Origin of the sequence: Acidianus manzaensis (assembly GCF_002116695.1) — an archaeon.
In the GTDB taxonomy this organism is placed as follows: Archaea; Thermoproteota; Thermoprotei_A; order Sulfolobales; family Sulfolobaceae; genus Acidianus; species Acidianus manzaensis.
This window is the reverse complement of record NZ_CP020477.1, coordinates 1,436,204-1,461,540: the sequence shown is the minus strand read 5'-3', so window position 1 is coordinate 1,461,540 and position 25,337 is coordinate 1,436,204. Positions and strand designations below refer to the sequence as shown.

33 protein-coding genes are annotated in these 25,337 nt (G+C 30.8%); 15 read left to right on the top strand and 18 right to left on the bottom strand.

The features are described from left to right. Position 1 precedes the first annotated feature (1 nt). From B6F84_RS06990 to B6F84_RS06980, 3 genes are read left to right on the top strand one after another with little or no spacing between them, the layout of a single operon-like run. A complete protein-coding gene (locus B6F84_RS06990) occupies positions 2-529 on the top strand; it encodes a DNA-directed RNA polymerase (RefSeq protein ID WP_148691587.1) in 528 nt (175 codons plus the stop codon). A gap of 3 nt (positions 530-532) precedes the next feature. Then, positions 533-733, top strand: a complete 201-nt coding sequence (gene spt4 / locus B6F84_RS06985) for a transcription elongation factor subunit Spt4 (protein ID WP_148691586.1) — start codon at positions 533-535, stop codon at positions 731-733. Continuing rightward, entirely contained in the window at positions 706-1,242 is a 537-nt protein-coding gene (locus B6F84_RS06980) for a GTP-dependent dephospho-CoA kinase family protein (protein WP_148691585.1), read from the top strand. The genes spt4 and B6F84_RS06980 overlap by 28 nt, the downstream gene beginning before the upstream one ends. Positions 1,243-1,289: 47 nt before the next feature. Here the strand turns inward: B6F84_RS06980 and B6F84_RS06975 are convergent, their stop codons facing one another. Continuing rightward, a complete protein-coding gene (locus B6F84_RS06975; RefSeq protein ID WP_148691584.1) occupies positions 1,290-2,537 on the bottom strand; it encodes a 2,3-bisphosphoglycerate-independent phosphoglycerate mutase in 1,248 nt (415 codons plus the stop codon). Continuing rightward, positions 2,534-4,789 (bottom strand): CDC48 family AAA ATPase, encoded by a 2,256-nt coding sequence (locus B6F84_RS06970; protein ID WP_148691583.1) that lies wholly within the window; start codon positions 4,787-4,789, stop codon positions 2,534-2,536. Before B6F84_RS06970 ends, B6F84_RS06975 begins: the two co-directional genes overlap by 4 nt. A gap of 52 nt (positions 4,790-4,841) precedes the next feature. Between B6F84_RS06970 and rgy the strand changes: the two genes are divergently transcribed. Beyond that, positions 4,842-8,546, top strand: a complete 3,705-nt coding sequence (rgy, locus tag B6F84_RS06965; RefSeq protein WP_187152654.1) for a reverse gyrase — start codon at positions 4,842-4,844, stop codon at positions 8,544-8,546. A 6-nt stretch (positions 8,547-8,552) separates the two neighbouring features. Further along, the gene (locus B6F84_RS13850; RefSeq protein WP_187152653.1) at positions 8,553-9,428 is read left to right on the top strand and encodes a carbon-nitrogen hydrolase family protein; all 876 of its coding nucleotides are present in this window, start codon (positions 8,553-8,555) and stop codon (positions 9,426-9,428) included. Here the strand turns inward: B6F84_RS13850 and B6F84_RS06960 are convergent. Continuing rightward, complete coding sequence (locus tag B6F84_RS06960) at positions 9,412-9,750, bottom strand: 30S ribosomal protein S25e (RefSeq protein ID WP_148691582.1); 339 nt, start codon at positions 9,748-9,750, stop codon at positions 9,412-9,414. The genes B6F84_RS13850 and B6F84_RS06960 overlap by 17 nt on opposite strands. Before the next feature lie 48 nt (positions 9,751-9,798). On the opposite strand from B6F84_RS06960, the gene B6F84_RS06955 reads away from it, so the two are divergent. The 5 genes from B6F84_RS06955 (at position 9,799) to B6F84_RS06935 (ending at position 12,905) form a co-directional block, all read left to right on the top strand. After that, positions 9,799-10,524 (top strand): TrmB family transcriptional regulator, encoded by a 726-nt coding sequence (locus B6F84_RS06955; protein ID WP_148691581.1) that lies wholly within the window; start codon positions 9,799-9,801, stop codon positions 10,522-10,524. 67 nt (positions 10,525-10,591) lie between these two features. Next, entirely contained in the window at positions 10,592-10,738 is a 147-nt protein-coding gene (locus tag B6F84_RS06950) for a ribbon-helix-helix domain-containing protein (protein WP_148691580.1), read from the top strand. A gap of 84 nt (positions 10,739-10,822) precedes the next feature. Continuing rightward, complete coding sequence (locus tag B6F84_RS06945; RefSeq protein ID WP_148691579.1) at positions 10,823-11,599, top strand: tRNA (adenine-N1)-methyltransferase; 777 nt, start codon at positions 10,823-10,825, stop codon at positions 11,597-11,599. Positions 11,600-11,607: 8 nt separating this feature from the next. Then, positions 11,608-11,940, top strand: coding sequence for a hypothetical protein (locus B6F84_RS06940; RefSeq protein ID WP_148691578.1), 333 nt, complete (start codon positions 11,608-11,610; stop codon positions 11,938-11,940). Continuing rightward, entirely contained in the window at positions 11,937-12,905 is a 969-nt protein-coding gene (locus B6F84_RS06935; RefSeq protein WP_148691577.1) for a V0D/AC39 family V-type ATPase subunit, read from the top strand. The genes B6F84_RS06940 and B6F84_RS06935 overlap by 4 nt, the downstream gene beginning before the upstream one ends. Here the strand turns inward: B6F84_RS06935 and ubp are convergent. Next, positions 12,891-13,214 (bottom strand): UBP family nucleoid-associated protein, encoded by a 324-nt coding sequence (gene ubp / locus B6F84_RS06930; protein ID WP_148691576.1) that lies wholly within the window; start codon positions 13,212-13,214, stop codon positions 12,891-12,893. The two genes, B6F84_RS06935 and ubp, sit on opposite strands and share 15 nt — an antisense overlap. A 59-nt stretch (positions 13,215-13,273) precedes the next feature. Here ubp and B6F84_RS06925 point away from each other — a divergent pair, with 59 nt between their 5' ends. Next, on the top strand, positions 13,274-14,248 hold the full coding sequence (locus tag B6F84_RS06925) for an aldo/keto reductase (RefSeq protein WP_148691575.1): 975 nt from the start codon (positions 13,274-13,276) through the stop codon (positions 14,246-14,248). Here the strand turns inward: B6F84_RS06925 and B6F84_RS06920 are convergent. Genes B6F84_RS06920 through B6F84_RS06895 form a run of 6 tightly spaced genes read right to left on the bottom strand, consistent with a single transcriptional unit; the run spans position 14,239 to position 17,747 of the window. After that, on the bottom strand, positions 14,239-14,796 hold the full coding sequence (locus B6F84_RS06920) for an XTP/dITP diphosphatase (RefSeq protein WP_148691574.1): 558 nt from the start codon (positions 14,794-14,796) through the stop codon (positions 14,239-14,241). The two genes, B6F84_RS06925 and B6F84_RS06920, sit on opposite strands and share 10 nt — an antisense overlap. Then, the gene (locus B6F84_RS06915; RefSeq protein ID WP_148691573.1) at positions 14,756-15,421 is read right to left on the bottom strand and encodes a Kae1-associated kinase Bud32; all 666 of its coding nucleotides are present in this window, start codon (positions 15,419-15,421) and stop codon (positions 14,756-14,758) included. Before B6F84_RS06915 ends, B6F84_RS06920 begins: the two co-directional genes overlap by 41 nt. Then, on the bottom strand, positions 15,409-16,404 hold the full coding sequence (gene kae1 / locus B6F84_RS06910; RefSeq protein WP_148691572.1) for a KEOPS complex N(6)-L-threonylcarbamoyladenine synthase Kae1: 996 nt from the start codon (positions 16,402-16,404) through the stop codon (positions 15,409-15,411). Before kae1 ends, B6F84_RS06915 begins: the two co-directional genes overlap by 13 nt. 3 nt (positions 16,405-16,407) lie before the next feature. Further along, positions 16,408-16,629, bottom strand: a complete 222-nt coding sequence (locus B6F84_RS06905) for a 30S ribosomal protein S27ae (RefSeq protein ID WP_187152775.1) — start codon at positions 16,627-16,629, stop codon at positions 16,408-16,410. After that, a complete protein-coding gene (locus B6F84_RS06900) occupies positions 16,571-16,927 on the bottom strand; it encodes a 30S ribosomal protein S24e (protein WP_148691570.1) in 357 nt (118 codons plus the stop codon). The genes B6F84_RS06905 and B6F84_RS06900 overlap by 59 nt, the downstream gene beginning before the upstream one ends. A 25-nt stretch (positions 16,928-16,952) precedes the next feature. Then, positions 16,953-17,747: a sulfide-dependent adenosine diphosphate thiazole synthase gene (locus tag B6F84_RS06895; RefSeq protein ID WP_148691569.1), complete on the bottom strand. Its 795-nt coding sequence runs from the start codon at positions 17,745-17,747 to the stop codon at positions 16,953-16,955. A 92-nt stretch (positions 17,748-17,839) separates the two neighbouring features. On the opposite strand from B6F84_RS06895, the gene B6F84_RS06890 reads away from it, so the two are divergent. Both B6F84_RS06890 and B6F84_RS06885 read left to right on the top strand, forming a co-directional pair. Next, on the top strand, positions 17,840-18,055 hold the full coding sequence (locus B6F84_RS06890) for a hypothetical protein (protein WP_148691568.1): 216 nt from the start codon (positions 17,840-17,842) through the stop codon (positions 18,053-18,055). Beyond that, the gene (locus B6F84_RS06885; RefSeq protein WP_236748912.1) at positions 17,992-18,603 is read left to right on the top strand and encodes a UbiX family flavin prenyltransferase; all 612 of its coding nucleotides are present in this window, start codon (positions 17,992-17,994) and stop codon (positions 18,601-18,603) included. The genes B6F84_RS06890 and B6F84_RS06885 overlap by 64 nt, the downstream gene beginning before the upstream one ends. Here B6F84_RS06885 and B6F84_RS06880 read toward each other — a convergent pair. The 6 genes from B6F84_RS06880 to glyS are packed head-to-tail and all read right to left on the bottom strand — an operon-like array spanning position 18,596 to position 22,694. After that, a complete protein-coding gene (locus tag B6F84_RS06880) occupies positions 18,596-19,000 on the bottom strand; it encodes a hypothetical protein (protein ID WP_148691566.1) in 405 nt (134 codons plus the stop codon). The genes B6F84_RS06885 and B6F84_RS06880 overlap by 8 nt on opposite strands. A gap of 37 nt (positions 19,001-19,037) precedes the next feature. Continuing rightward, positions 19,038-19,583 carry a tRNA-intron lyase gene (endA, locus tag B6F84_RS06875; protein ID WP_148691565.1) on the bottom strand — a complete coding sequence of 182 codons (546 nt, stop codon included), beginning with the start codon at positions 19,581-19,583 and terminating at the stop codon, positions 19,038-19,040. After that, positions 19,583-20,218: a phosphate transport regulator gene (locus B6F84_RS06870; protein WP_148691564.1), complete on the bottom strand. Its 636-nt coding sequence runs from the start codon at positions 20,216-20,218 to the stop codon at positions 19,583-19,585. The genes endA and B6F84_RS06870 overlap by 1 nt, the downstream gene beginning before the upstream one ends. 9 nt (positions 20,219-20,227) lie before the next feature. Beyond that, on the bottom strand, positions 20,228-20,632 hold the full coding sequence (locus B6F84_RS06865; RefSeq protein WP_148691563.1) for a hypothetical protein: 405 nt from the start codon (positions 20,630-20,632) through the stop codon (positions 20,228-20,230). Beyond that, on the bottom strand, positions 20,632-21,000 hold the full coding sequence (locus B6F84_RS06860; protein WP_148691562.1) for a hypothetical protein: 369 nt from the start codon (positions 20,998-21,000) through the stop codon (positions 20,632-20,634). Before B6F84_RS06860 ends, B6F84_RS06865 begins: the two co-directional genes overlap by 1 nt. A gap of 14 nt (positions 21,001-21,014) precedes the next feature. Then, entirely contained in the window at positions 21,015-22,694 is a 1,680-nt protein-coding gene (glyS, locus tag B6F84_RS06855; RefSeq protein WP_148692858.1) for a glycine--tRNA ligase, read from the bottom strand. Positions 22,695-22,765: 71 nt separating this feature from the next. On the opposite strand from glyS, the gene speB reads away from it, so the two are divergent. Beyond that, positions 22,766-23,650 (top strand): agmatinase, encoded by an 885-nt coding sequence (gene speB / locus B6F84_RS06850; RefSeq protein WP_148691561.1) that lies wholly within the window; start codon positions 22,766-22,768, stop codon positions 23,648-23,650. Here the strand turns inward: speB and B6F84_RS06845 are convergent. Then, positions 23,637-23,783, bottom strand: a complete 147-nt coding sequence (locus tag B6F84_RS06845) for a DNA-directed RNA polymerase subunit P (protein WP_148691560.1) — start codon at positions 23,781-23,783, stop codon at positions 23,637-23,639. The genes speB and B6F84_RS06845 overlap by 14 nt on opposite strands. Positions 23,784-23,871: 88 nt before the next feature. Here B6F84_RS06845 and yciH point away from each other — a divergent pair, with 88 nt between their 5' ends. Continuing rightward, positions 23,872-24,174 (top strand): stress response translation initiation inhibitor YciH, encoded by a 303-nt coding sequence (yciH, locus tag B6F84_RS06840; protein WP_148691559.1) that lies wholly within the window; start codon positions 23,872-23,874, stop codon positions 24,172-24,174. A gap of 24 nt (positions 24,175-24,198) precedes the next feature. Here yciH and B6F84_RS06835 read toward each other — a convergent pair whose 3' ends face one another. Beyond that, complete coding sequence (locus B6F84_RS06835; RefSeq protein ID WP_148691558.1) at positions 24,199-25,119, bottom strand: transcription initiation factor IIB; 921 nt, start codon at positions 25,117-25,119, stop codon at positions 24,199-24,201. Positions 25,120-25,337: the final 218 nt, after the last annotated feature.

The window sequence follows — 25,337 nt, the reverse complement described above, 5'->3', positions numbered from 1 at the left end:
CATGTTTAAAATTATTAAAGCTAAAGGAGTAGTTAGAATTCCTCCAGAGGATTTTGGTAATGATTTAGATAGTATAGCATTGCAAATACTTAAAAGTGAGTATCAAGAGCGTTTATTTAAAGACTTAGGTTTAGTGTTGGGCGTATTAAATGCAAAAGTTAGCGAAGAAGGTATGATAACATTTGGAGATGGAGCAACATATCATGAGGTAGAATTTGAATTATTATCATATGTACCCACTGTTCAAGAGTTAGTTGAAGGCCCAATAGTGCAAGTAGATAATTATGGTGTATATGTAAGTTTGGGTCCTATGGATGGATTAGTTCATATTTCTCAAATATCAGATGATAATTTTAAATTTGATTCTGTAAGAGGAATACTAGTAGGAGAAAAATCTAAGAAAGTGTTACAAAAAGGAGATATAGTAAGAGCTAGAATAGTTACTATTTCGTCGGTTTCATCATCAAATAGGCTTCCAAGAGTAGGATTAACTATGAGACAACCTACTTTAGGTAAATTAAAGAAGTGATATATTATGGCTAAATCTGTGTTTAAGGCATGTAAAAACTGTAAGGCGCTAACATTGCAAGAAGATGCGGTATGTCCAGTTTGCGGATCTAGTAGTTTTACAGATGATTGGGAGGGTATGATAATTATTCTAAATGACCAATCTGAAATAATGCAACTTATTGGAGCTAAAAAACCTTGGAGATACGCGATAAATATCAAATAAAAAACGATATTTGCTATATTTTACCAACTAATGCGAGACATGAACTATCTAGGCCTTATGGTATTTTATTTTCTCATGTTGATAATTTGGCCAATTTTCTTAATAATTTTAAGCGAATAATATCAGTTGGAGATGTAGTAACAAAAACTTTACTAGATAATGAAATAATCCCATTTTTAAGTATAGTTGATGGCAAAACAAAACGAAAAGCTTTCATAATTGATAAAAATTTTCAAGCAATTAATGTATTAAACGAACCTGGAGTAATAAGACTTAGTGTAATGAAAACTTTGTATAAGATATTAAAATCTGATACTAAAGGTACTACTTTTGTCATGGTAAATGGAGAGGAAGATTTACTTGTAATACCAGTTGTTATATATGGTAAAGAAGGAGATGTAGTTGTTTATGGCCAGCCAAATGCAGGAGCAGTTGCATTAGAAGTAAGTGAAGCAATGAAATGGAGAGTAAAAGATATTTTTTCAAAATTTGAAGTAAAAAAATGTTAAAATCCGACCTGCGCGAGTTCTTCACCATTCCGACCTTTCGAGCTTCTTCATGCACCGTATTTACTTGCTCTATTCGAATAACTAAGTAATAAATTAATAACATCTAATCCTCTTATTCTTAAACTTCCTTTTCTAGCCTCTCTTTCGTTAAAGTCCAACAGATTATCAGAAATTATATTTTCGGGTACGTACAGAAGCACTGGAACTGGATCTCCACTATGTTCTTTTAATTCAACTGGTGTAGCATGATCTCCAGTAAATAAAATAACGTATTCAGATCCAGCAATGTCTAGAATTTTGCCAATCGCTCTATCTATCTTTTCTATAGCTTTTACTTTTTCTTCTGCTTTTCCGTCATGTGATGCTGCATCTGTTGCTTTTATATGTAAAAATACGAAATTATATTTATCTTCTTTTAATAATTGTGCTGTTTTTTCCGCTTTAGCATCATAATTTGTATCTAATCCTCCAGTAGCTCCTTCCGGAGTATATACATGCATTCCTATTGCTTTACATACTCCTTTGATTAAGGCTGTAGCTGAGACGGCTGCTGCACTAAGATGTGCATAATCATGAATTTTGGGCAATTCTAAATATGTCGAGGCTCCTCTAAGTAATACTATATTAGCTGGAGGAAGACCTTTCTCTATCCTTTTTTTATTATACTCAGAAGCTGATAGGACTTCATAAATTTTTTTTGTTAATTCATTAACTATTTCTGAAGTTCTTTTTGCTTCAATACTCGAATCTAAAGGTTTACTATCTAATACTTTTTTGCCTACTTCATGCGGATCTGTATCACTTATTTTATCACTAAGTCCGCTTCCAGAAAGAACTACTGCTACCCTATGTTCTGTTCCCTTATAAAATCTAACCTTTACTCCTTTTATTCTTTCTATTCTACTATTTAGCTCTTTGACTAGTTCATTTCCTTCGTCTATTGTTCTTCCTGCTCTTCTATCTGTAACGTTTAACTCTTGATCCACTGTAGCAAAATTTCCTCTAAATGCTACGTCTCCTTGATATACTTCTCCGCCTGCTCCAAGAGCCTCTAAAGCCCCTCTACCACGATAATAAATATGAGGATCAAGACCAAAAATAGCTAAATGAGAAGTATCACTACCTGCAACTATACCTGGAGCAATTGGATCCATTAAGCCTACAAATGAAGATTTTAATAATTCTTTGATATTAGGCTTGTCGGCAGCTTCTAATGGAGTCTTGTTCCCTAATTGTTTAACTTGTCTGTCGCCTAATCCGTCTGCAATAACTAATAAAATTTTGTATTTTTTCATACTAATGCACTTCTCTTCAGATCTTTTGCCATCCTCTCATATCTTTCTATATCAGCTTTAGTTAGACTTGGAGATACTATTTCTAATGCTTTTGTAAAATGATTCATGTTCACTTTTCCAGTAAAGTTATCCATACATGTTCTTAATTCCTTATTGTAACATTCTTCATTTAATTTACCGTCTTTGCTGCATTCATTTTTAGCTTTCTGATCACATTGAGACGAAGCCTCGCGTAACATTAACATTGTAGCTTCTCTAACTACTGCTTCTAAATCTGCACCTGTATACCCTTCAGTTTTCTCAGCTATAGTTTCTAGATTAACATCATTATCTAGTGGAACATTCTTAGTATGAACTTTCAATATTTCTAATCTAGCTTGTTTATCTGGTGGAGGAACATATATTATCCTATCAAATCTACCTGGTCTTAACAGTGCTGGGTCTAATATATCTGGTCTATTTGTAGCAGCTATTACAACTACTTTATTTAATGGAGTTATACCATCCATTTCAGCTAGCAATTGATTTACCATCCTTTCTGTTACTCCACTATCAGTGGAAAATCCTCTCATTGGTGCAATTGAGTCTATTTCATCAAAGAATACTACTGTAGGTGCAGTTTGTCTTGCCCTTCTAAATATTTCTCTTATTGCTTTCTCACTTTCTCCTACCCATTTTGATAATACTTCTGGTCCACGTACTGCTATAAAATTAGCCCCGCTCTCAGTGGCTACTGCTTTAGCTAACATAGTTTTTCCAGTTCCTGGAGGTCCATATAATAGAACTCCTTTAGGAGCTCTAATACCAGCTTTTGCGAACGCATTTGGAAACTTTATTTGCCATTCTATAGCTTCTTTTAATTGTTGTTTTACATTATCTAATCCTCCTATATCTGACCATCTAACTTTTGGAACTTCTACATATACTTCTCTTAATAATGTAGGCTGTATTGACTTCATTGCATCTAAGAAATCATTCATTGATACCTTAAGCTCTTTCAATAAGTCTGCAGGAATCTGACCTTGATCAAGATTTATTTTTCCAGCTTCCATAAATCTTCTTAATGAACTCATAGCAGCTTCTTTAGCTAATGCTGCTAAGTCTGCTCCAGTGTAACCATTTGTCATTTCTGCTATGTCGTCTAAATTTACATCTTCGGTTAATGGCATATTTCTGGTGTGAACTTGTAATATTTCTTTTCTGGCTTTTACATCTGGTGGTCTTATTTCTATTTCTCTATCAAATCTTCCAGGTCTTCTTAATGCAGGATCTATAGCATCTGGTCTATTTGTAGCAGCTATTACAACTATTTTACCTCTTCCTTTTATTCCATCCATTAACGTTAAGAGCTGAGAAACAACTCTTTTTTCCACTTCTCCAGTTGTTTCTTCTCTCTTAGGAGCTATAGCATCTATTTCATCTATGAAAATTATTGATGGAGCATTCTTTTCTGCTTCTTCAAAAATTTGTCTTAATCTTTCTTCGCTTTCTCCATAAAATTTACTCATTATTTCTGGTCCATTTATGGAAGTAAAGTAAGCTCCTATCTCGCTTGCTAATGCTCTAGCTAGTAATGTTTTTCCTACTCCTGGAGGTCCATATAATAGAACTCCTTTAGGTGGTTCTATTCCTAACCTCTGGAATATTTCAGGATGTTTCATTGGTAGCTCTACAATTTCTCTTATTTTACTTTTTACATCTTCTAGATCTCCTATATCTTCCCATGTTACTTTAGGATATCCTTCTCCAGAAGATTTCATAGGTTCTTCTTTGATATCTATCTGAGTTTCTGAACTAACAAATACAAAATTTGAAGGTTGAGTTGTTACTACTGTGAGATTTATAACTCCAGTGTAAATAGGTATTGGTATTGTTTCACCTTTTGTTAATGGTTTATACATTAATTGGTCTTTTACGTAATCAACAAAACTTTGATCAAATCTTATTGGCTCTTCTGGAGCTAAAACAACTTTAGTAGCTTGATCAACTCTCGCTTTTTTTATTGTTACTTCATCACCAATAGAAACTCCTATAGTCTTTCTTACATATCCATCTATTCGTATTTCATCTTCTGGTATATCATATGCTGGCATTGCTTGTACTAAACTAGAACCAGAAGGTCCATCTATTTCTATATAATCTCCTGTTGTTATAGATAATTTATTCATTACTGATTCGGACAATCTAGCAATTTTTCTTCCTACATCTCTTTGTCTTGCTTCCGATACTCTAAGCTTAATTGAATCTGCCATTAAGAAAGTATTGCTAAACCTTTTAAATAAGTCTTATCTAGAAACACTAGTAATGAATGAACAACTTCCAGAAGTAGTTTATATGAATTCCTGCCCAAACTGTGGATGCGATATTACATCAAGCAAACTTTATAGGGGTTCTGCTTGTCACTCATGCGTACCAAATGATAAAACATTTAATTCATTGAGGGATCTTATCAATTATCTCATAGATACTAATAAATTAAAAAAACTGAACTCATATTATCATAATCTTTTAGAATTTGAAAAAGTGGAAGATTTATTTAAAAACATTCTAGGCTCTCCTCCTATTGGTCCTCAAAGATCATGGATAATTAGAGCACTAAGGGGTGAAAGCTTTGCTATTATTGCACCACCAGGATTGGGTAAAACTACTTTTGGTATAATTATGTCATTATATTTTTCTCGACTCCACAATAAAACTTTAATGTTATTTCCTACAAAAACATTAGTTACGCAGGTAATACAAAAAATTCAAGAAATGAGCAAGAGTCTTGATTTTACTCCTAAGTTAGTGTATTATTATTCTGGTTTATCTCAATCTTCAAAGCAAGAATTGGAAAAGGCTATTTCACAAGATGATTTTGACATATTTTTATCTACATCTAGATATTTAATGGCTAATTTTGATACAGTTTTTAATCATAATTATAAATATATTTTTGTAGATGATATAGATTCAGTCTTAAAGTCAGGGAAAAGTGCTTTAGTGATATTAAAGTTAGCTGGTTTTTCAGAAGAGGATATAGATACTGTTAGAGATCTTTTAAGGAAGTCTAGAAATGATCCTAATGTTTTTGATGAAATAAGAAAAATAAGGGAAAAGAAAATTAAGGATAGAATATCAATTTTTTCATCTGCAACTATAACCAAAAGTAATCCAGTATTTTCATCATTAATGGGTTTTAGACCAGGTAGTGCTTCAATATATCTTAGAAATGTAATAGATTCATATGCTTATATTAATTCGATGAACGATAGTGATTTGATAGCATTAATAAATAAAATTGTAAATAAATTAGGTAGTGGAGGGTTAATTTTTGTTCCTGTAGATAAAGGAACTGAATTTGCACAATATATAGCGAAAAATATTTCTGGAATTAAGGCTGAAGCAATATCGTCATCATCAGTCAAGAAATTAGAAAAATTTGAAGATGGAGAAATAGATTCTTTGGTTGGAGTAGCAACTCATTATGGTATTTTAGTTAGAGGAATAGACATTCCTTGGAGAATAAAATATGCACTATTTGTAGGTATACCAAGGTTTAGATTCAAATTAGGCGAAACTATGCATCCAATAGCAATGTTAAAGATGCTTACGCTGATTTCTTTGATAGTCAAGGACGATAATATTACAAAAGTATATAGAATAGTGAGAAATTACTTACGTAGAACATCTCCTACCGCTTTAGCTATGATTGCTAAGAGTGTAAAGGAGGGAAATATTTCAGATAAATACATTCAAGAAGGGTACGATATCGTAAATAAATATCTTAAGGATAAAGAAATCCTAGCTAAAATTTCTGAAATTGGAGATCTTTCTATAATTGGAGATTATGTCACAACTCCAGACTATCTTACGTATATTCAAGCTTCTGGTAGGACATCAAGAATATTTGGAGGAGAATTAACTACTGGTCTTTCAATTCTTTTAGTAGATGATAAAAAATTATTTGAATTATTGAATAGAAAATTATCTTTGGTTCTAGATTCAATAAATTGGAATATAATAGATATAGATAATAATAAAATAGGTAATTGGGATTTATTAGATTTAAAAAATAAAATCGAATCAGAAAGAGAAAAGATAGAAAAAATTAAAAAAGAAGGTATATTAGTTTCTGAGTCTATTGGAAATATTAAAACAGTTTTATTTATTGTAGAATCTCCTAATAAAGCAAGAACTATTTCTAACTTCTTTTCTAAGCCTACAATACGTAATTTTGGAAATTTACTAATATACGAGACAGTAATGGGAGATAAACTACTAATGGTAACGGCTAGTGAAGGACATCTTTATGACTTAACTACCAAAAATTTAGGTATACACGGTATAGAAGTTAAAGAGAATCACGATAAGGAATTTATACCTTACTATAATACAATAAAAAGATGTGATAAAGGACATCAATTTACAGAATATGGAGAAAATAAAACGTGTCCCATATGCGGTTCTACGAATATTAAAGATAAAGCAAATGTTATAGAATCGTTAAAGCAGGTCGCGTTAGAGGCAGATGAAATATTAATAGGTACTGATCCAGATGTTGAAGGAGAAAAGATAGCTTGGGATCTATATTTTACTTTAAGGCCTTTTAATGCTAATATAAAAAGAGCTGAATTTCATGAAGTAACTAGAAGAGCAATAGTATCTGCTATAAATAATTCTAGGGCATTTTCTATACCATTATTACAATCTCAGATAGTCAGAAGAATAGAAGATAGATGGATAGGATTTAGCTTATCAAGTAAACTTCAAACTGAGTTTTGGAACACATATTGTGGGAATGTACTTAAAAATGATAATTGTACAACATTAAATAGAAATTTAAGTGCAGGTAGAGTACAAACTCCAGTTCTAGGATGGGTAGTAAATAGATACAATCAATATAATACTACAAAAAGAATTGTATACATAGTGAAATTTTTGAATTCACTATCAGTACTTGTTCCTAGACAAGAAAATGTAAGTAAAAACTCAAATATAAAGATATTAATAGATAACGTATCTAAAGAGAGTACTACTTTTGGTCCATTACCTCCTTACACTACTGACACTCTTCTTTCTGATTCGTCTAATCTTTATGGAATATCTGCTTCAGAAACTATGAGAATAGCCCAAGATTTATTTGAAATGGGTCTAATAACTTACCATAGAACTGACAGTACTAGAATTTCAAATACTGGAATAGGAATTGCAGAAAATTATTTGAAACAAATGTTAGGTGATAATTATAAAGCAATATTTAAGCCTAGAACTTGGGGAGAAGGAGGTGCGCATGAAGCTATAAGGCCTACTAAACCTTTAGATGAAAAACAACTTAGAGCTGCTATAGAAGAGGGAGACCTGGTACTATCTAAAAGACTTACACTTAATCACTATAGAATATATGGAATAATATTTTCTAGATTTATTTCTAGCCAATTGGTTCCTTTGAATATTGACAAGTTACATGTAAAAATTAAGGCAATGAGCAATGGGAAAGAAATAAAAATTGAAACACCAGAATTAGATTTACTTATGAATATTTCCTTGCCTAATAATATAAACCTAGAAAATTTATCTTTATATTATCCTAAAATATATTTTGCAACAAGAGATTCTTCATATTCAGATACAGTAAATAAGATATTAAATTGTATGAATAACAAGAATTGTGAATTTGACGGTGTTATAACTGGATCAATTACTAAGAGTGATTATTCCTTATATACTCAAGGAGAACTTATTACAGAAATGAAAAATAAAAAAATAGGAAGACCAAGTACGTACGCTACTATAATTTCTACCTTACTAAAAAGAGGATATATAATTGAAAGTAGAAAAGTTAAAAGAATTGTGCCATCTAAGTTAGGTACGAATGTATACGAGTTTCTTATAAATAATTACTCAAAATTTGTATCTGAAGATAGAACAAGAGACTTACTAGAACGTATGGATAGGATCGAAGAAGGCAAAGAGGATTACAGACAAGTATTAAAGCAATTATATAGTGAAATACAAAGTATTGGGTGAATATTCATGTTGATATCACTGACCTATCTAAAATTGAAAGAAATGTCAAGAAAGCATAATATAGAAAAAGCAAAAAAGCTAATCAAAAATGCTAAAGATAGAGGAGCTAAATTAATAGTATTACCTTCGCTATTTCCTGTAGGTAATACATTTGAGTTATATAATAACGAGAAGAAAATGAGAAGTATAGTAAAGAATTTAGCTGAGAAGATACCAGGTAATTCTACTGATATTCTTGTAAAGCTAGCTATGGAAGGACAAATACATGTAATAGCTGGTCCTTTATTAGAACAAGCTGGTCCAAAGATATTTCTTACTACCTTGATAATATCGCCTGATGGAGAAATAATAGGTAAATATCGAAAAATAATGATGTCAGAGAAAGATATTAGATTAGGAATATCTGGTGGAAAAGAGCCGATTCATATTGTATTAGATAAGAAGTATGGGCTAATTGCAGAAGACGATTTATATTCGCCAGAGATTAACAGAATTTTAGCATTTGGTGGATCACAAGCTATAATAGGTACTACTAGACCTATAAGTAAAAAACAAGAGATAGTTAAATATGTAACAATTTCGAGAACTATTGAGAATGGGCTTTCTTATTTAATTAATGGTGAAATGATAGAAAATGAAGATGGGGAAATTACTGGCTATTCTCCTACATTTATTGCTACTCCTGAATCCCTAATATATAAAGAAGCAGAAGAGGAAGATTCGATAATTGTTGTTGAAAGTTCTATGATAACACAAAATAAGGAAAATGTTATGGCAAAATTAAGTGGTTTAGAAGGAATAATAAATGGGTTATATAAGAGTATTAAAAAGAATAAAGTTATTTCAAATGAAAAACAAACTGTTGCTAAGCCTGGGAGTTAGCAGTATATATGGCTGTTCTTCTATTCCTAAATACTTCTTTTATTGTTCCTTGTTCATTTAAATCTTTTAATATTCTCTTTGCTACGCTCAATGTTACTCCAACTTTATTTGCTAATGTATAAGGTGTAATCATTTTTTCTCTACTTATTTCTTCTTGGATTTTCTTTATAGTATCATTATTTATAGTAATATTCTTTGAAATTACTTCATTTCCAGTTTTATTACTTTTTCTTCCAGCAGCAGCTTTTTTCTGTTGTGCTTCAGCTTCTTTCTTTATTCTCTTTTCCATTGTAGAGATTGATTTCTTCTGTACTCCACCCATCTATTTCACCTAATAATCTTTAATGCTATGTGGTATATAATAATTTTAATGGAAGATAATCCAGTAGATGAATTACTTTCAAGAGTATCTAGGTTTGCTTCAATCTTAGGAATTTCAAGAACAGATCTAAAAATATATTCATTTTTACTGTTGGAAGGCCAAATGAGTGCTAGAGAGCTATCAGAAAAAATGGGAATTTCATATACTAAAATATATACTATTTTAGGAAAACTAGAAGAAAAAGGATGGATAAGAAGAATAGGAAAGAAACCTGCATTTTATGAGGCAATACCACTTAGAGACCTTTGGGCTAACGTAAAAAAGACTATAGAAGTAAAAATTAACGAATTCGAAAAAGACTTTATAGAACCTTTATCTTCTATGTTATCTACATCGTCCACTTATAGTATCACAATGATCCCTCCTTCTAAACTAAAATCAACTATATTTGAAATTTTGGACTCATCAAATAAAATTATGATTGCAGTTTCTTTTCCAGAAATTTTAGAAACTGATATTTTAGAATTAATAAAGGTCAAATCATATAATTCCGATATCAAATTAATTTTACAAAACGATATGCAAATTAATAATCTTTCAGGAGTAAATACTAGAAAACTTCAGAGCATGTTTGGAAGTGGGATAATTACTTCGTCAGCTGTTCTTTTAATAATAAAAAACGCTGATAAGCTTTCCGGGTTGTTTTCAAATCATAAGTATATCGTAGACATAGCGTCAGTTTATTTTAATCACCTTTGGGAGCAAGCTAAATAACGTAACGTATATATCTTGTCCAAATTCTTAAAAAGCAAATTCTTATAGATAACTTAATCGATCTTTAATGAAAATAATAACCGTAAAACTACCAGAACAATTTTTAGAATCTATAGATGAGTTAGTAAATACTGGAAGATATGAGTCTAGAAGCGAAGTTATACGAGCTGCAATAGGAGATTTTATTAGAAAGGAATTATGGATAAAAGAATAATGATGAAGGCTGGTATTAACGAAAGATGAGTTAAGACACCAACACTGAAGATAACGTTTTTTAATAGAATACTATTTTCATTTTGTGCCACTAAAAGAAGGAGATCCAGTAACTATCTGGATAGACATAAAAAGAGTATATTTAGTGAAATTAACCAAAGGAAAAAGATTAGATACTGATAAAGGATTCCTAACTCATGATAGTATAATTGGAAAAGAGTATGGAGATACTATAAAAATGAGTAGAGGTGAAGCTTTATTATTAAAACCAATACCTGCAGATATATATACCACTTTTAATAGACCTTCCCAAGTATTATATCCAAAAGATGTAGCATATATGATATATATTTCTGGTATTAAACCTGGAGATACTATAGTTGAAGCTGGTACAGGTTCTGGATTTTTAACTATTTCATTAGCTTATGCAGTTGGAGCTAATGGAAAGATAATAACATATGATATAAGGCAAGATATGCAAGATACAGCAAAATTTAATGCCAGCATTCTTAATTTGATTGATAGAATAGAATTTAAAAATAAAGACATTAGAGAAGGAATAGACGAGAAAAACGTAGATGCTATCTTTTTGGACATGCCAGATCCATGGAATGCTGTTCCACGAGCATACGAATCTCTTAAGTCATCTTCAGAATTGATAGCTTTTGTTCCTACTGTTAATCAGATTGAAAAAACCTACTTAGCTATGAAAAATCAAGGATTTATAGATGTTCATGCAGAAGAACTTATAATGAGAGAATACCAAGTAAAAGAGAATGCAACTAGGCCTAAAAACATAGGGGTTATACATACTGGCTATATTATAAGGGGCAGAAAATCTATAAAAGGGACATCTCTATAAATAGGCATATGAGTAATTCTAGATTTGAATCTTACCCGAAGTACATAGTAGAATTCGAGGAGGATATTGATAAGTTAAAGCTAAGTACATCTGATGATACAAAGAAACTAATAGACCTTGCAGTAAGACTTTCAAATCAAATGCAGGAAGAAATAAATAAAGTACTTAGTCAGATTTCATCTGATCTAGATAAGGATACTCAAGCTCAAATAGAACAATTAAGGGCGTCATATAATACTGAAAAAGATAAGAAAATTACAGAAATTAGAAATTCAGCAAATAAGAACTTCGAGAAAGCTGTTTCATACTTATTAGATGCTATAAAAGGTGCATATAAGTGAGCTCAGCCTCTATGGCTTATGTCTCTTCTATTTCTAGATTATATAAGTCTAAGACTTTAACCAGGAGTTTAGTAACAGAAATTTTATCAGAAAACAACTGGAAAGATGCAATAAGCATTTTAAAAGATAGAGGATTTATAGAAGAAATTCCAAATAGTATAGAAGAATTCGAAAAAATCCTAAAACAAAGAGCTATAACGCAAATTAAAAAATTTTCTAATCTAGCTTCCTCAGTTAAAATGTCTCATGATATTCTTCAGCTGTATTATTATTTATTTACATTAGACGAATTTAAAGGAATTGTATCTTCAATTTATAATAAAGTAGAACTACCTACCACTGATGAATTTAGCAAGTTAATAGAAAGTAAACCATCTACAGTTGAGGAACTAAGATCAAATCTAAAAGGATCTATATATGGCGAAGGATTAGAATATGCGTTGAATAAGAATCCAAAAGACGTTTCACAAATTAATTCGTTGCTTGACTTTTATTTTATAGAAAAACTTTCTCAAATAGTTGAGTCACTTAGAGGGGACTGGAAAGCTTCTGCTGATGCGATAATTTGCACATACAAGGATTATTATTCTATAAGTTTAGCATTAAGGAAAAAAATGCTTAGTAATATCTCTTGTGAAGTTTCATTAGATACCATAAGGGAACTATCTACTACCCAAGATTTAAATGCGTTAGTTGATATAATAAGAAGAACAGTTTATTCTAAGTTTATAAAAATATCAGATCCATACTCTACAATGGCTTCGTTATATAGGTATGCTAAAATGAAGGCAAGAAGAGGTGCTGTTGACACATTTATGGGATCTCCGTTTACCCCAGTTACAGCTTTAGCTCTAGCTGAACTAGTTAGGCTTGATACTGAAGATTTAATAACTATAATAAATGGATTAAAGATAGGAATGAATAAAGAGAACATTAAGGAAAAGCTTTCTTTAGAAATTGTATAATATCTCATCATCTACTATATAGCTTTTCTCATCTTTTATTATTGTTATTTCGGGGAATTTAGGTGGATCAGGTAAATTGTTTATAGGTTTTTGTTTACCTAAATATATCCATTTTACTTTTCCGTTAATTTTCTCTAGTTTGTACCAATACTTCCCTATATATATGTATTTTTTACCGTTTTTATATACGATATGAAATGGCTTTAGATATACATCAGTACCACTTATTTTAGAATTATACTCATATATCATTTCCTTTAATCGCGTGAATATTTTATCGAACTCTTTTTCTTCTACTCTTATCAACATTTCTTATCAATATCTACCTTTATTTTTAAGAGTGTTAAATTAATTAATAGTGGTATGACATGAGGTTTAGATCCGTTGGTTATACTGGAATTAAAGCTTCTGAAATTGGAATTGGATTATGGAGTCTAGCTACAGACTGGTGGGCGTCTAATGTTAAGGCAGAAGATATTTTGAGAAAAGCGTATTCTTCAGGAATTAATTTTTACGATACTGGAGATATATATGGTGAAGGAAAAGCTGAAGAAATATTATCAAAAACCTTAGGAAACAAAAGAGACAATATAGTTATTTTGACGAAAATCGGGTATGATTTTTATCATAAGCAAAATAATAAGTCTCACCAAAGATTTGATATAGAATATCTTGAATTTGCAATAAAAGAATCATTAAAAAGATTAAATACAGATTATATAGATATATTAATGCTCCATAATCCAAAAATGAATATTATAATAAATAAAGAAATATACGATTTTATGGTAAGCTTAAAAAAAGATGGAATTGCAAGGGCTATTGGAATAGCTTTAGGACCAACGTTAGGTTGGGAAGAAGAAGGATTAGCTAGTATAAAAATGGGGTATGAAACTCTAGAACATATTTATAATATGATTGAACAATATCCAGGTAAAATATTCCTTGAACATAATATTGGACACATTGTAAGAGTGCCTCATGCCTCAGACGCACTAATTGAAGATAAATGGCCAATATCAGAGGATAAGAAGCTTCATAGAAGCTTTAAGAATATAAAATGGATTGAAAATGCAGTAAACAATAGTAAAAAGATTTTAGAATTTGCTAAATCTAAGAACATGAAATTATCTCAGTTGGCATTAAAATTTGTATTAAGTAATAAGAATGTTAGTACAGTTATTCCAAATATAACGTCCGTTAGCGAATTAGACGAATTTATAGAAATAGAAGATATGCCAGATCTTACAGAAGACGACTTGCGTTACATAAATTCATATTACATAAAATATTATAAACAACTTAACGAGGAAAGTATTGAAGAAACAAAAATCTATAAATAATATTCTAGAAATTTTCTAAAAGCTCTACTTCTATGCGAATATTGATTTTTTTCTTGAATATTAAGCTCTGCAAAAGTTTTTTCACATCCATCTGGAATAAATATTGGATCAAATCCAAAGCCTTTATCTCCTTTAGCTTCATAACTTATTTTACCGTGAACTTCTCCAGTAAATATTTTAATTTCATATTCATCAACATACGCTAATGCTGTTTTAAAATACGCTTTCCTATTTTCTATGTTAGTCATAAGTTTCAAGATTCCGTTAATATCTATTGTTTGTTTTGCAAATTTTGTATATGGCCCGGGAAATCCATTAAGGCTTTCTATAAATAATCCACTATCTTCTAAAATTATTGGTTCATGTAACATGGTATATATTACTGATGCAGCATGTCTTACAACTTCTTCAAGTGTATCTGCTTGAATTTCAAATTTAGGTAAGTCAATCATTGAAAGCTTTAAGTTGTATTCTTTAGCTATCTCATTTAATTCTTCAAACTTTCTCTTATTCCCTGTTACTATTTTTATTTCTTCTTTCTTCGACATATCTTCCCCTCATTCGTATATCTTTTAATGTTTTCATAACTTCATCTGAAAAACTTATTATCTTAGAATATCCATTTATAAATCCCTTAAATATTATATCTTTTTTATCTGGATGAATACTTTCTAATGATCGTAAAAAGACATGAACATCAGTAGCATAATCTTCTATATCTTCTGATCTTTTAGATAATCCAAAATCTATTATAAAAATATCGTTAGTATTAGGTTTTATTATCAAATTATTTGTTGTGAGATCTCCATGTGCTATTTTAGCCTTATGAAGCTTTCCAATTATTTCTCCAATTTGTTCGCCTAATTTTTCTAAATTAATTTCTTTATTAGAACAAAGATAATCTTTAACAGTTATTCCATCTATATATTCCATAATTATGCTGAAGTCGTCTTTATTTATAAAGAGAACAGCTGGAGCATTAACACCAGCTTCTAAAGCCGAATAAATTAATTTAGCTTCCAACAAAGTTCTTTCAGAATTGATTTTTTTATCTAGTAAGGGATTACGATAAGATTTGGACACTCTTTTCTTTACTATTGCATGAATACCTAAGAAATATGTTTCATAAATATATGATTCTGCGCCTCTTTTTATTAATTTCAATTCCTCCAAGGAATTTCTACCTCATCTATCCTCCATCTTGGTCTTATTTCAGATTTTTCGATTGGTATACTTACTCCACTCTTTAATTCTAGAAGTCCAGCATAGGCTATCATTGCACCGTTATCTCCAGAAAAGTTTAATGGAACTATTTTAGTCTTTATATTCCAGTCATTATCTAATAATTCTAATTTCTTTTTTAAACTTACACTAGCTGCTACTCCACCTACTATCATTAACTCTTTTTTACCTGTTAATGCTAATGCTCTTTCTGTAGCTTCTAATAACATATCAAACGCATTCTCTCTTAGGCTAAAGCAAACATCTTCTAGTTTATTCTTCTTAGTAGCTTTTAATGCTGCTGTTAGTAATCCAGAATAAGACATATCTTGTCCTTTTACAACATAAGGTAAATCTATATATTTTTCTGCTTTTTCTGCGCATATATCTATAACATGTTTACCATCTTTTATGTATGGGGGCGCTAAACCTACTTCTCTTACAAAAGTATCCATCATATTTCCTAAGGCAATGTCTAAAGTTTCTCCAAATATCCTAAACTTCTTTTCATAAAATGTAGTAATTATTGTGTTTCCTCCAGATAAATAAAGAATCAATGGATCAATTGCATGAGTAGTTAGATAACCTATTTCAATATGCCCAATTCCATGATTTACTGGAATAAGTTTTTTATTATACTTTAAAGATAATGCTCTAGCTATAACTGCACCAACTCTTAATGCAGGTCCAATTCCAGGACCTAGACTAACTGCAATTCCATCGACGTCTTCTATTTTAATCTTAGCTTCTTTCAAAGCTTTTGAAATAACATCTGGCGCTACTATAGCATGATGCCTTGCTAAATCTCCTGGTTTCATTCCACCAGTTTTAGGTACAAAAGTATCTCTAACATTTGCTAAAATAAAAGGTTCTTCATCAATTACTATTCCAACACCAAAAGTATGTGCAGTAGATTCAATTCCTAAAACAAGCATATTTTACTTTTTCCCCGTAACAAATTCGGTATATCCGCATTTACCACAACTCCATCTTTCTTTAGGTTTTAGATGATGCGCCATAACACTTCCACATCTAGGACATTTTTTATTTTTCAATTTTACTTCATTATTCTCTACTTCATAGTAAAGTCTTACAGATGCTTTAACTTGATTTTTCTTTGCCACTTTCTCCACCTTCTTTCTTTGCAGAAGTGCCTCTATTTAATAAATGTTTTGGTTCAAATTTTTCCATAATTTCTTTTTTATCATATACATGAATTCTAGCGATACTAGTTCCAGAGCCGTAACTAGTAGAAATTTTTCTAACAACAATTAGATCTTTTTGACTATTTAGTAATGATGATATAGCATTTTTTATCTCTTCTCTTGAAGGAGTTCCTGCTCCAATATGGAATAGCTTAATAGTTAGTTCTCTTCTGCCTACTACTTTATTGCTTATGTCTCTTTCAATTACACCTTGAACTTTATCTGAAATTTTAACTTGTTGAGCTTGACTCATCGCATATAGATTTTAAAAAAAGGATTTAAGTGTTACTCAAATCTCTTATTATATCTTCTGCAACTTTCTTGCCTGACAATACCATAGCTCCGAATATAGGTCCCATTCTCGGTAATGCCTTTATTTCACATACTGCCATTCCTGCAGCATATAATCCTGGAACTACTTTTCCGGAATTTTCCACTACTAACTCTTCAGCTATAGAGCTATATGCTGACTTTTCACCTGGTATAGAAATTTGTAATTCTGGAACTTTTCTTGATGCAACTGAAATTACTTCAGCATCATGTCCAGTAGCATCGACTACTGCTTTAGATGATATGAATAATGGATCTACATGTAATCCAGACATTTGAGTTCCTGTCCATTCTACTGCCACTCCAGCTACTCTTAATGGATTCTCTCTAAAAATCACATCATCTACACTAATTCCGTGAATTATTTTTGCACCGGCATCTATAGCTTTAGAAGCTAATTTAGCCATAAATTCTGCGCTATCAACAATGTAAACTCCTTCTTCTGCTTTAGTTAATGAAATGCCAAATTCTTTTAATACTTCATCTGCTGGAGTCTCTATCACTAATTTATGAAATTGCATTGCACCTCCTCCTATACCTCCTCCAAAACTCAGTCTTCTTTCAAAAACTACTGTCTTTAGTCCAGCCTTAGCTAAGTAATATGCTGCAGTCATTCCTGATGGTCCTGCTCCTACTATCACTGCATCACTTTCAACAATATTATTCCAGTCCTCTAATGTGTATTTTAAAATATACCTTGAGATCTTCACTTCATCAACTTGTTTAATTCTTATAGAGTCCATGCATATTAAACATTATAACTAGGTTATAAACTAACTTATATATAATTGATGATAAAAACGCATATTAATAGGTGTATAATAAGAAGATAATCATGCCGTTAGAAATTGATGCAAGCAATACTGCAATAAGATGCGATATGTGCCATCAAATAATAAGAGAAAAACCTCTTGTTGTTAAAACTTGTTGTAACAATAAGCCAATGACATTTTGTAGCAGTAAGTGCTATCAAGAATGGATGAGAGAATGGTTAAAGAAGCAAGAGCAAATGAAACAAAGACAACAAAAAAACGCAAGAAAGTTATTATAGGAGTTTCTGGTTCTAGCGGGATAATATATGGAATAAGAGCTATCGAATTTCTAAGTAAAGAAGGATATGACACTTATGTCATCATCACTAAACCTGCAATAAAAGTTGCAGAAGATGAAAATGGTATAGACTTACTTTCTGAAGTGAATAAGTTCTCAAAGAACGTCTTTACTGAGGATCAAATAGACGCACCAATGGCTAGTTCTAGTTTCACTGTCATAACTAAAGGGATGATCATAATACCGTGTAGTATAAATACGTTAGCATATATTGCATCTGGTATTACATCAAATTTACTAACTAGAACTGCAATTAATTTTCTAAGAACAAAAGGAAGATTAGTATTAGTAATAAGAGAAACGCCATTAGGTGAGATAGAATTACAAAACGCATTAAAAGTAACTAGAGCTGGTGGTATAATAATGCCTGCCTCTCCTGGTTTCTATACTAAACCAAAAACTGTAGACGATATAATAAATTTCATAGTAGGAAAATCTATTGACTTACTTGGAATAAGGAATAATCTTTATCATAGATGGTCTAAATGAGATCTACGTTCTTCTTCCCTAGCTTCTTAGATAAGAGATCTTTCACTTTGTCATCATACTCGTCGCTTCCTTTGAATTCTTTATCAATATCGAAGTTTCCATCTTTCTTATTTGTTGCAAATGCACACTTATTGCCAGGTAATAATGCTCTTTTTTCACAGTATGCATATTGACATTCTCCAGTTATGCAAGTATCTCCGACCCATCTACAGAATCCTACTCTGTATGGGCTTCCCTTAGAATATTTTGTTTGTATCATTAATGCTCTTTTATTACACTTAAAGTATGGGCATAAATAGTTGCATTTATCTCCTAAAGGTAGAGGCTTTGGTTCATTTTCTGTTATTTGTCCTCTTTCTCCTCTATTAAAGCTTCTTTGATTGTAATTATTTCTCAATCAAAACCCCCATTTTTTATGTTGTCTAATATATAGACTATAATTTCACCCATTTAAACATTACGTATCTTATATTTTTAGTTGTAGAATCTACTATACCTAAGATTAATTTTTTTCTTGTACTGTGTGATACTCTACCAAAACTCATCAGCTCATTTGCTAACACTTTTGTCTTAGCATCTAATGCTATTACAACATATGGTGCATGTTCTATACCTGGTCCAAGCGTGTATACTGCAAAATCTGCACCGAATTTTATTCCAGATCTAACTATAAATCCCTTATCTCTTAAATCGTTATATATTAAATATAAAATCTCAAATCTATTTATTTTATTTTTTGCATATTCGAAAAATTCTTGTAAACTAAGTATCTTACTATTATGAATTATTTCTAACTTACTTGTTCTAACTAAATATAATGCTTCTATTAAGGAGAGTTCGAGTGGAGTATTTATATCATCTGCTTTTTTTGGCTTTGAAAATCCTAATGGTTTACCATAATATCCCAGCGAATATATTTTTCTAGCATCATCTATATTAAAAATTACTACTCTATCAGCAAACAAATATCCTCTTATCATTAAATTCTACCAAAGGCTATATAGGTAATAGAGTTTGCTGAGTCTCTAATCATATCTTCACTGTCTTCAAGCCTATCTGCAATATCTTTCATAAGCATAACGTAAACTAGATCATCATAATTTTTTTCAAATAGCTTTAACTCAAGATTTCTATAAAGGTCATCGACATCTTCTTCGAGTTTTATAATATTTCTAGCTTCTTCTATAGTTTTTTTAGTATTAATTGATAATTCTTTAAATGCTTCAATTAGATGAGTAATAGAAGCAATTATTTTTTCGCACATAGTAATCAGAACCTTATTTAATACTTCATCTAATTTAGAATCCCTGGTTAGTAATACGCTAATTCTATAAGTCGCGGCATCAATATTTTGAGCAATTTTTTCTAAATTATCTAATATTTCCATATAAAGATCTTTATCTTCTAACCCTTCTTTTATTTTAATTATATATTCCCCTAAAAGGTACTTTTCATTTTCTATACTATTTTTTATTCCATTAACTTTGGCATATACTTGCATTGGATTTAACTTGTTAGAACTACTAAGGAATTCATAAGTTACTCTAACTTCATCAACAACTTTTATTGAAATTTGTTGAAGTCTCTCTTCTAAAGTTAGATGTGCGATACTCATAATATCAACTTATAAACTTATTTTCGAGAGTAAACTTAATATTTCATCTATTTGCTTGATATCGTCATTTATATCTAGTTCATATCCTAATTTTTTTGCTTCATTAGATAAATTCTGTAGAATCTCTTTTTCGTCCTTGAATCCAATTAGATTCAAATAACTTACTATACCTATAGCTTCTTCTTTAAGCTTGGGATTTTGAATTTGGCCTATATTTTCTGTAATAATTTTAATTCCAGAATGTAAGTCTCTTCTTACTCTTCTCATTCTTTTCATTATTCTCACAATTCGATCATAATCTAATTCAGGTATTACAGAAATGTTCTCTAGCTCGCTAAGATATGTTGAATGGTCCTCTATTAAACTTTCGAAATGATTTAATGTTATATTTACTTTTATCTCGCTTTCGTTCATCACAATGCCCTCAAAGTTACCGTACTATTATCCTCTAATCCAAGCTTTAACATATCAGCTGGATTAGCCCAAGTTTCTATTTCTCCTATTCCATCTTGTGATATTACTTTTAATCTTAGTTTTTTGCCTTTAACTGATATCTCGACTTCATTTCCTATTTTCATAGAATTCTTTAATTTATTTGAAATTATTATAGTTCCTTCATCTATATCTGCTTTTTTCTTTATCTTTACTCTTTTTTCCTTTGGAGGCGCTTTTTCTTTATTCTTTAAAGCAGAAGCTGGAGGAATTACACTTACTAAATTTTTAATATCTACTTTATGCTCTTTTTCTCCTTCCTCTTTTTCTCTATTTTCCTCTTTACTCATAATTATCCCTCGAGCTATTGTTGAACCTTTTCTCCTCTAAATAACTTGTCCAAAGAACTAATTAATTCTTTTTCGTTAACTCTAATCTGATTCCATGTATCTCTATCTCTTATAGTTACTGAATTATCTTCAATAGTTTGTTGATCAACTGTAATAGCGTATGGAATGCCTATTTCATCTGCTCTAGCATATCTCTTTCCTATACTTCCAGAATCATCGTAAATAGTATCAAATTTATCCTTTAGTAAATCGTAAATCTCTTTTGCTTTATTTATCAATTCCTCTTTTTCTAAGAGAGGAAATACTGCAACTTCATAAGGTGCAATGGCTTTAGGTAATGATAATATTACTCTATCTTTTTTCTCTCTATAAGCATTATATATTGATATATACAAGCATCTTTCAACTCCAAAAGATGGCTCAACTACATGAGGGAAGAATTTCTTACCTTGCTCTTTTTCTTCTCTTTCTCCGATAGTAACAAATTCGCTTATTTCTTTTCCAAGTATTTTTTCATGCAATATTTTCTCTACTTCTTCTGGAGACAAGCCACTAATTTTTTTCATTAATTCTTTATTGAATTCTTTACCCTCAGAATTTAATTTATCTTTATTCAATATAATAATTTTTTTCTTTACAATCTTTGGTTTATCGTACTTTTTAAATACTGATAAATCTTGACCACTATATTTTGAATGTCTTGATAGATCATAATCTCCTCTATAGGCATGCCCAGAAATTTCAACTTTATCCTCTCCTAGGATTATTATTTGATCAAATGTCTGACTAGAGTAATGAGCTCTCTCATTTGGAAGTTTATCTTCAAAGTATATTTTATCTTCTTGAATACCTAATTCTTTTACAAATTTATTTGCTGTAGCCATCCAATATGCCATCCAAGGATTAAGAACGATTTTTTCAGCTATCGCTTCATCTATTTTTATAGATATTGGCTTTTCTCCTTTAATTTTTAGATCTGCTGGTAGTATGTTTAGTTTCATATCAGCGTATTTATCAATAGGAACGTTGGTATCTTCAGGATCTATAAAGAATTCTATTTCCATAATACTGAATTCTCTCATTCTTAATAATCCTTGTCTAGGAGAAATCTCGTTTCTTGCTACTCTACCTATTTGTGCTATTCCAAGAGGTAATTTTTGTCTGCTAGTTTCATATACTCTTTTGAATGCTGTAAACATTCCCTGTGCAGTTTCTGGTCTAAGAAAGCCTGTAGTACCAGAATAAGGACCTATGTTTGTTGAAAATAATAAATTAAAATTCCTTACGTCTCCTAAATCTCCTCCACATGTTGGACATTTTATATTTTTGTCTTTAATTATATTAGTTAATTCTTGAGTTGACATTCCTTCAGCATTTATTTTTAATATTTGTTCTACTAGATGATCAGCTCTATAGACTCTATGGCATTTGTTGCATTCTACTATTGGATCAGTGAATTTTTCTAAATGTCCACTAGCCTCAAATACCTTTTGAGGTGTTATCATGGGTGTTTCTATTTCAACAACAAAATCGCTATTTTCTTGTATGAAGATTTTTTTCCATAATTGTATAATCTTATTCATTATTCTACTTCCAATAGGTCCAATATCATAAAGTCCAGCTACTCCTCCATATATTTCGTATGAGGGCCAAAAAATTCCTCTTCTTTTAGCTAACTCAAGGATTTTCTCCATACTTTTTTCAGTATCAGACACAAGACAAAATCATATATCAAGTTTATAAACTTCTTTACAGTTCTTAACTCATGAACGATCCTAGATTATTGTACTTAAATTCTCTAAGTCGAAATTTTGCAGGATTTAACAACGATAAGTCTCCATTTACAATCATAGGAATTCCAATGGATATTACAAGCAGTTTTAGGCCAGGTAGTAGATTTGCTCCATCTGCAATAAGAGATGCAGCTACTAACATAGAATTTTATTCATTAAGAACTGGCATAGATATGGGAGATATAGGATTTAATGATGTAGGAGATATTGCTTTACACCCTTCAGATGTAGAAGAAAATGTAAAAAGAATTAAAGATGTTATAAGTTTCTTCAGTGATCAAGGTAAAATTCCTATTTCAATAGGAGGAGAACACAGTATAACTATAGGTACAGCTCAAGGTACAAAGGCTGATTGTGTAATAAGTTTTGATGCACATCTAGATTTAAGAGATGATTATCTTGGGTATAAGTATGATCATGCTTGCGTAATGAGAAGATTAACAGAAAGTGGATTAAAAATTATAGAAATAGGAAATAGAGCAGTAAGTAAAGAAGAGCTAGAATATGCAAAAAATGCAGAAATTCCTTTTATAACTTCAAATATAGTTCAAATGATAGGACCTAGAGAAGTCGCAAGAAAAATAATTAATTTTACTACAGAATGTAAGAGAATTTACATTACTTATGATATGGATGCTATAGATCCGTCATTTGCTCCAGGAGTTGCTACCCCAGAACCAGAAGGTCTATCACCATCAATTATTCTTGACATTGTTAATTTGATAGCAGATAAAAGAGTTGTAGGATTTGACATAGTAGAAATAACTCCTTCATATGATCCAACAGGGATAACATCAATCTTAGGTGCAAAAATGATTATGGAGACTGCTGCTATAATAAAATCTAAATTGCCTTAATTACTTTTACTGTGGGTTTTCTTATCATATAAATTATATTATATCCACAATATGGACATCTGACACCCGGCAGTACTTTTAATTTATCATCATCGAATGTTTTTCCACATCTTCCACATCTATATTTATCCATAAAAAGATATGGAATCTATCGGCCATTTAAATTTTTTGTTAATAGAAAAGCTCAAAAAGGGGAATATACATAATACTAACTTAGAAACATGGCGGATAATTTCTGTGGAGGACTACCACAAGATATATGTGAACAATTAAATAAAGAAGAACAATTTATAAAGATAAGATTAGAAAAAAGAAGATATGGAAAAGAAGTTACTGTAATTGAAGGTATAGATAGTGGAGAAAATGATTTAAAGAAGATAGCTTCTGAGTTAAAGTCAAAATTAGCCGCAGGAGGGACTGTAAAAAATGGGAGAATAGAAATTCAAGGAGATCATAGAGAAAAAGCAAAGGAAATACTAATGAAACTAGGATTTCCAGAAAGTAATATAATGGTAATAGAATAATACATTAAGTTTATTAAAAAGATATTATTGATTTTGTATTTCTATTTTTAATTCTTGGATCAACTCCTTATATCTATTTCTTACAGTAACTTCGGTAACTCCAGCTACTTGTGCTATCTCCTTTTGAGTTCTTCTTTCATCGTTAGTTAATGCAGCTATATATATAGCAGCTGCAGCTAAGCCTGCTGGATCTTTACCAGCAGTAAGACCAACATTCTTAGCTTTTTCTAGAATCTCTGCTGCAGATTTCATTGATGCTCCGCTTAAACCTAATAATGACCCAATTCTTGTTACGTAGTCTTTAGGATCGCTAACTGGAACTTCAACATCTAATTCTCTTAATAATAGTCTATAGCATCTAGCGACTTCCTTACGATTAGCTTTAGTATATTGAGCAATTTCATCTAGGGTTCTAGCTATTTTTATTCTTCTGCATGATGCATAGATAGATGCTGCTACTACACTTTCTATACTTCTTCCTCTTACTAAACCTTTTTCTACTGCTTTTCTATAAATTAGTGCAGCTTCATCTTTTACTGATTTAGGTAATCCTAAAAGATTTCCAATTCTTTCCAATTCATTCATTGCTTGTGCTAAATTTCTGTCTATAGATGATTGAATTCTGGCCCTTATTTGCCACTTTCTCCATCTTAAAACCTCTAATCTTCTCTTAGGGTCTAAATTTCTTCCAATTGCGTCTTTATCTTTCCAATCTATAAGGGTAGATAAACCTCTATCATGAATAGTTTGATTTAAAGGCCCTCCAACTCTACTTCTTTTTTCTTTTTCTTCTGGGGTAAAGGCCCTCCATTCAGGACCTTGATCAATTATTCTTTCCTCTATTACTTCACCAGTTTCACTGCAAATATATTCTCCCCTATCTGCATCGAAAATTATTTTATCTTGTGGACAAATGGATGACCCTTGAGAATCTTTTTCGCTCATTAACTCACCACCACGGGTTTAAAACCTAACAATGCTCCGAAACCCTTTTAAATCTTTCTACTATACTCCTTATAAAACTTTCTATAATATTTTTAAACCCTATGCATATACTCTATATAAATATTAGATAGCAATTTTTAAACTTCTAAATATAAATCTCTGCGAATAGTAGTGCGAATCATTAATTATTAGTTAACTTTCTCTTCATCTATTATTAA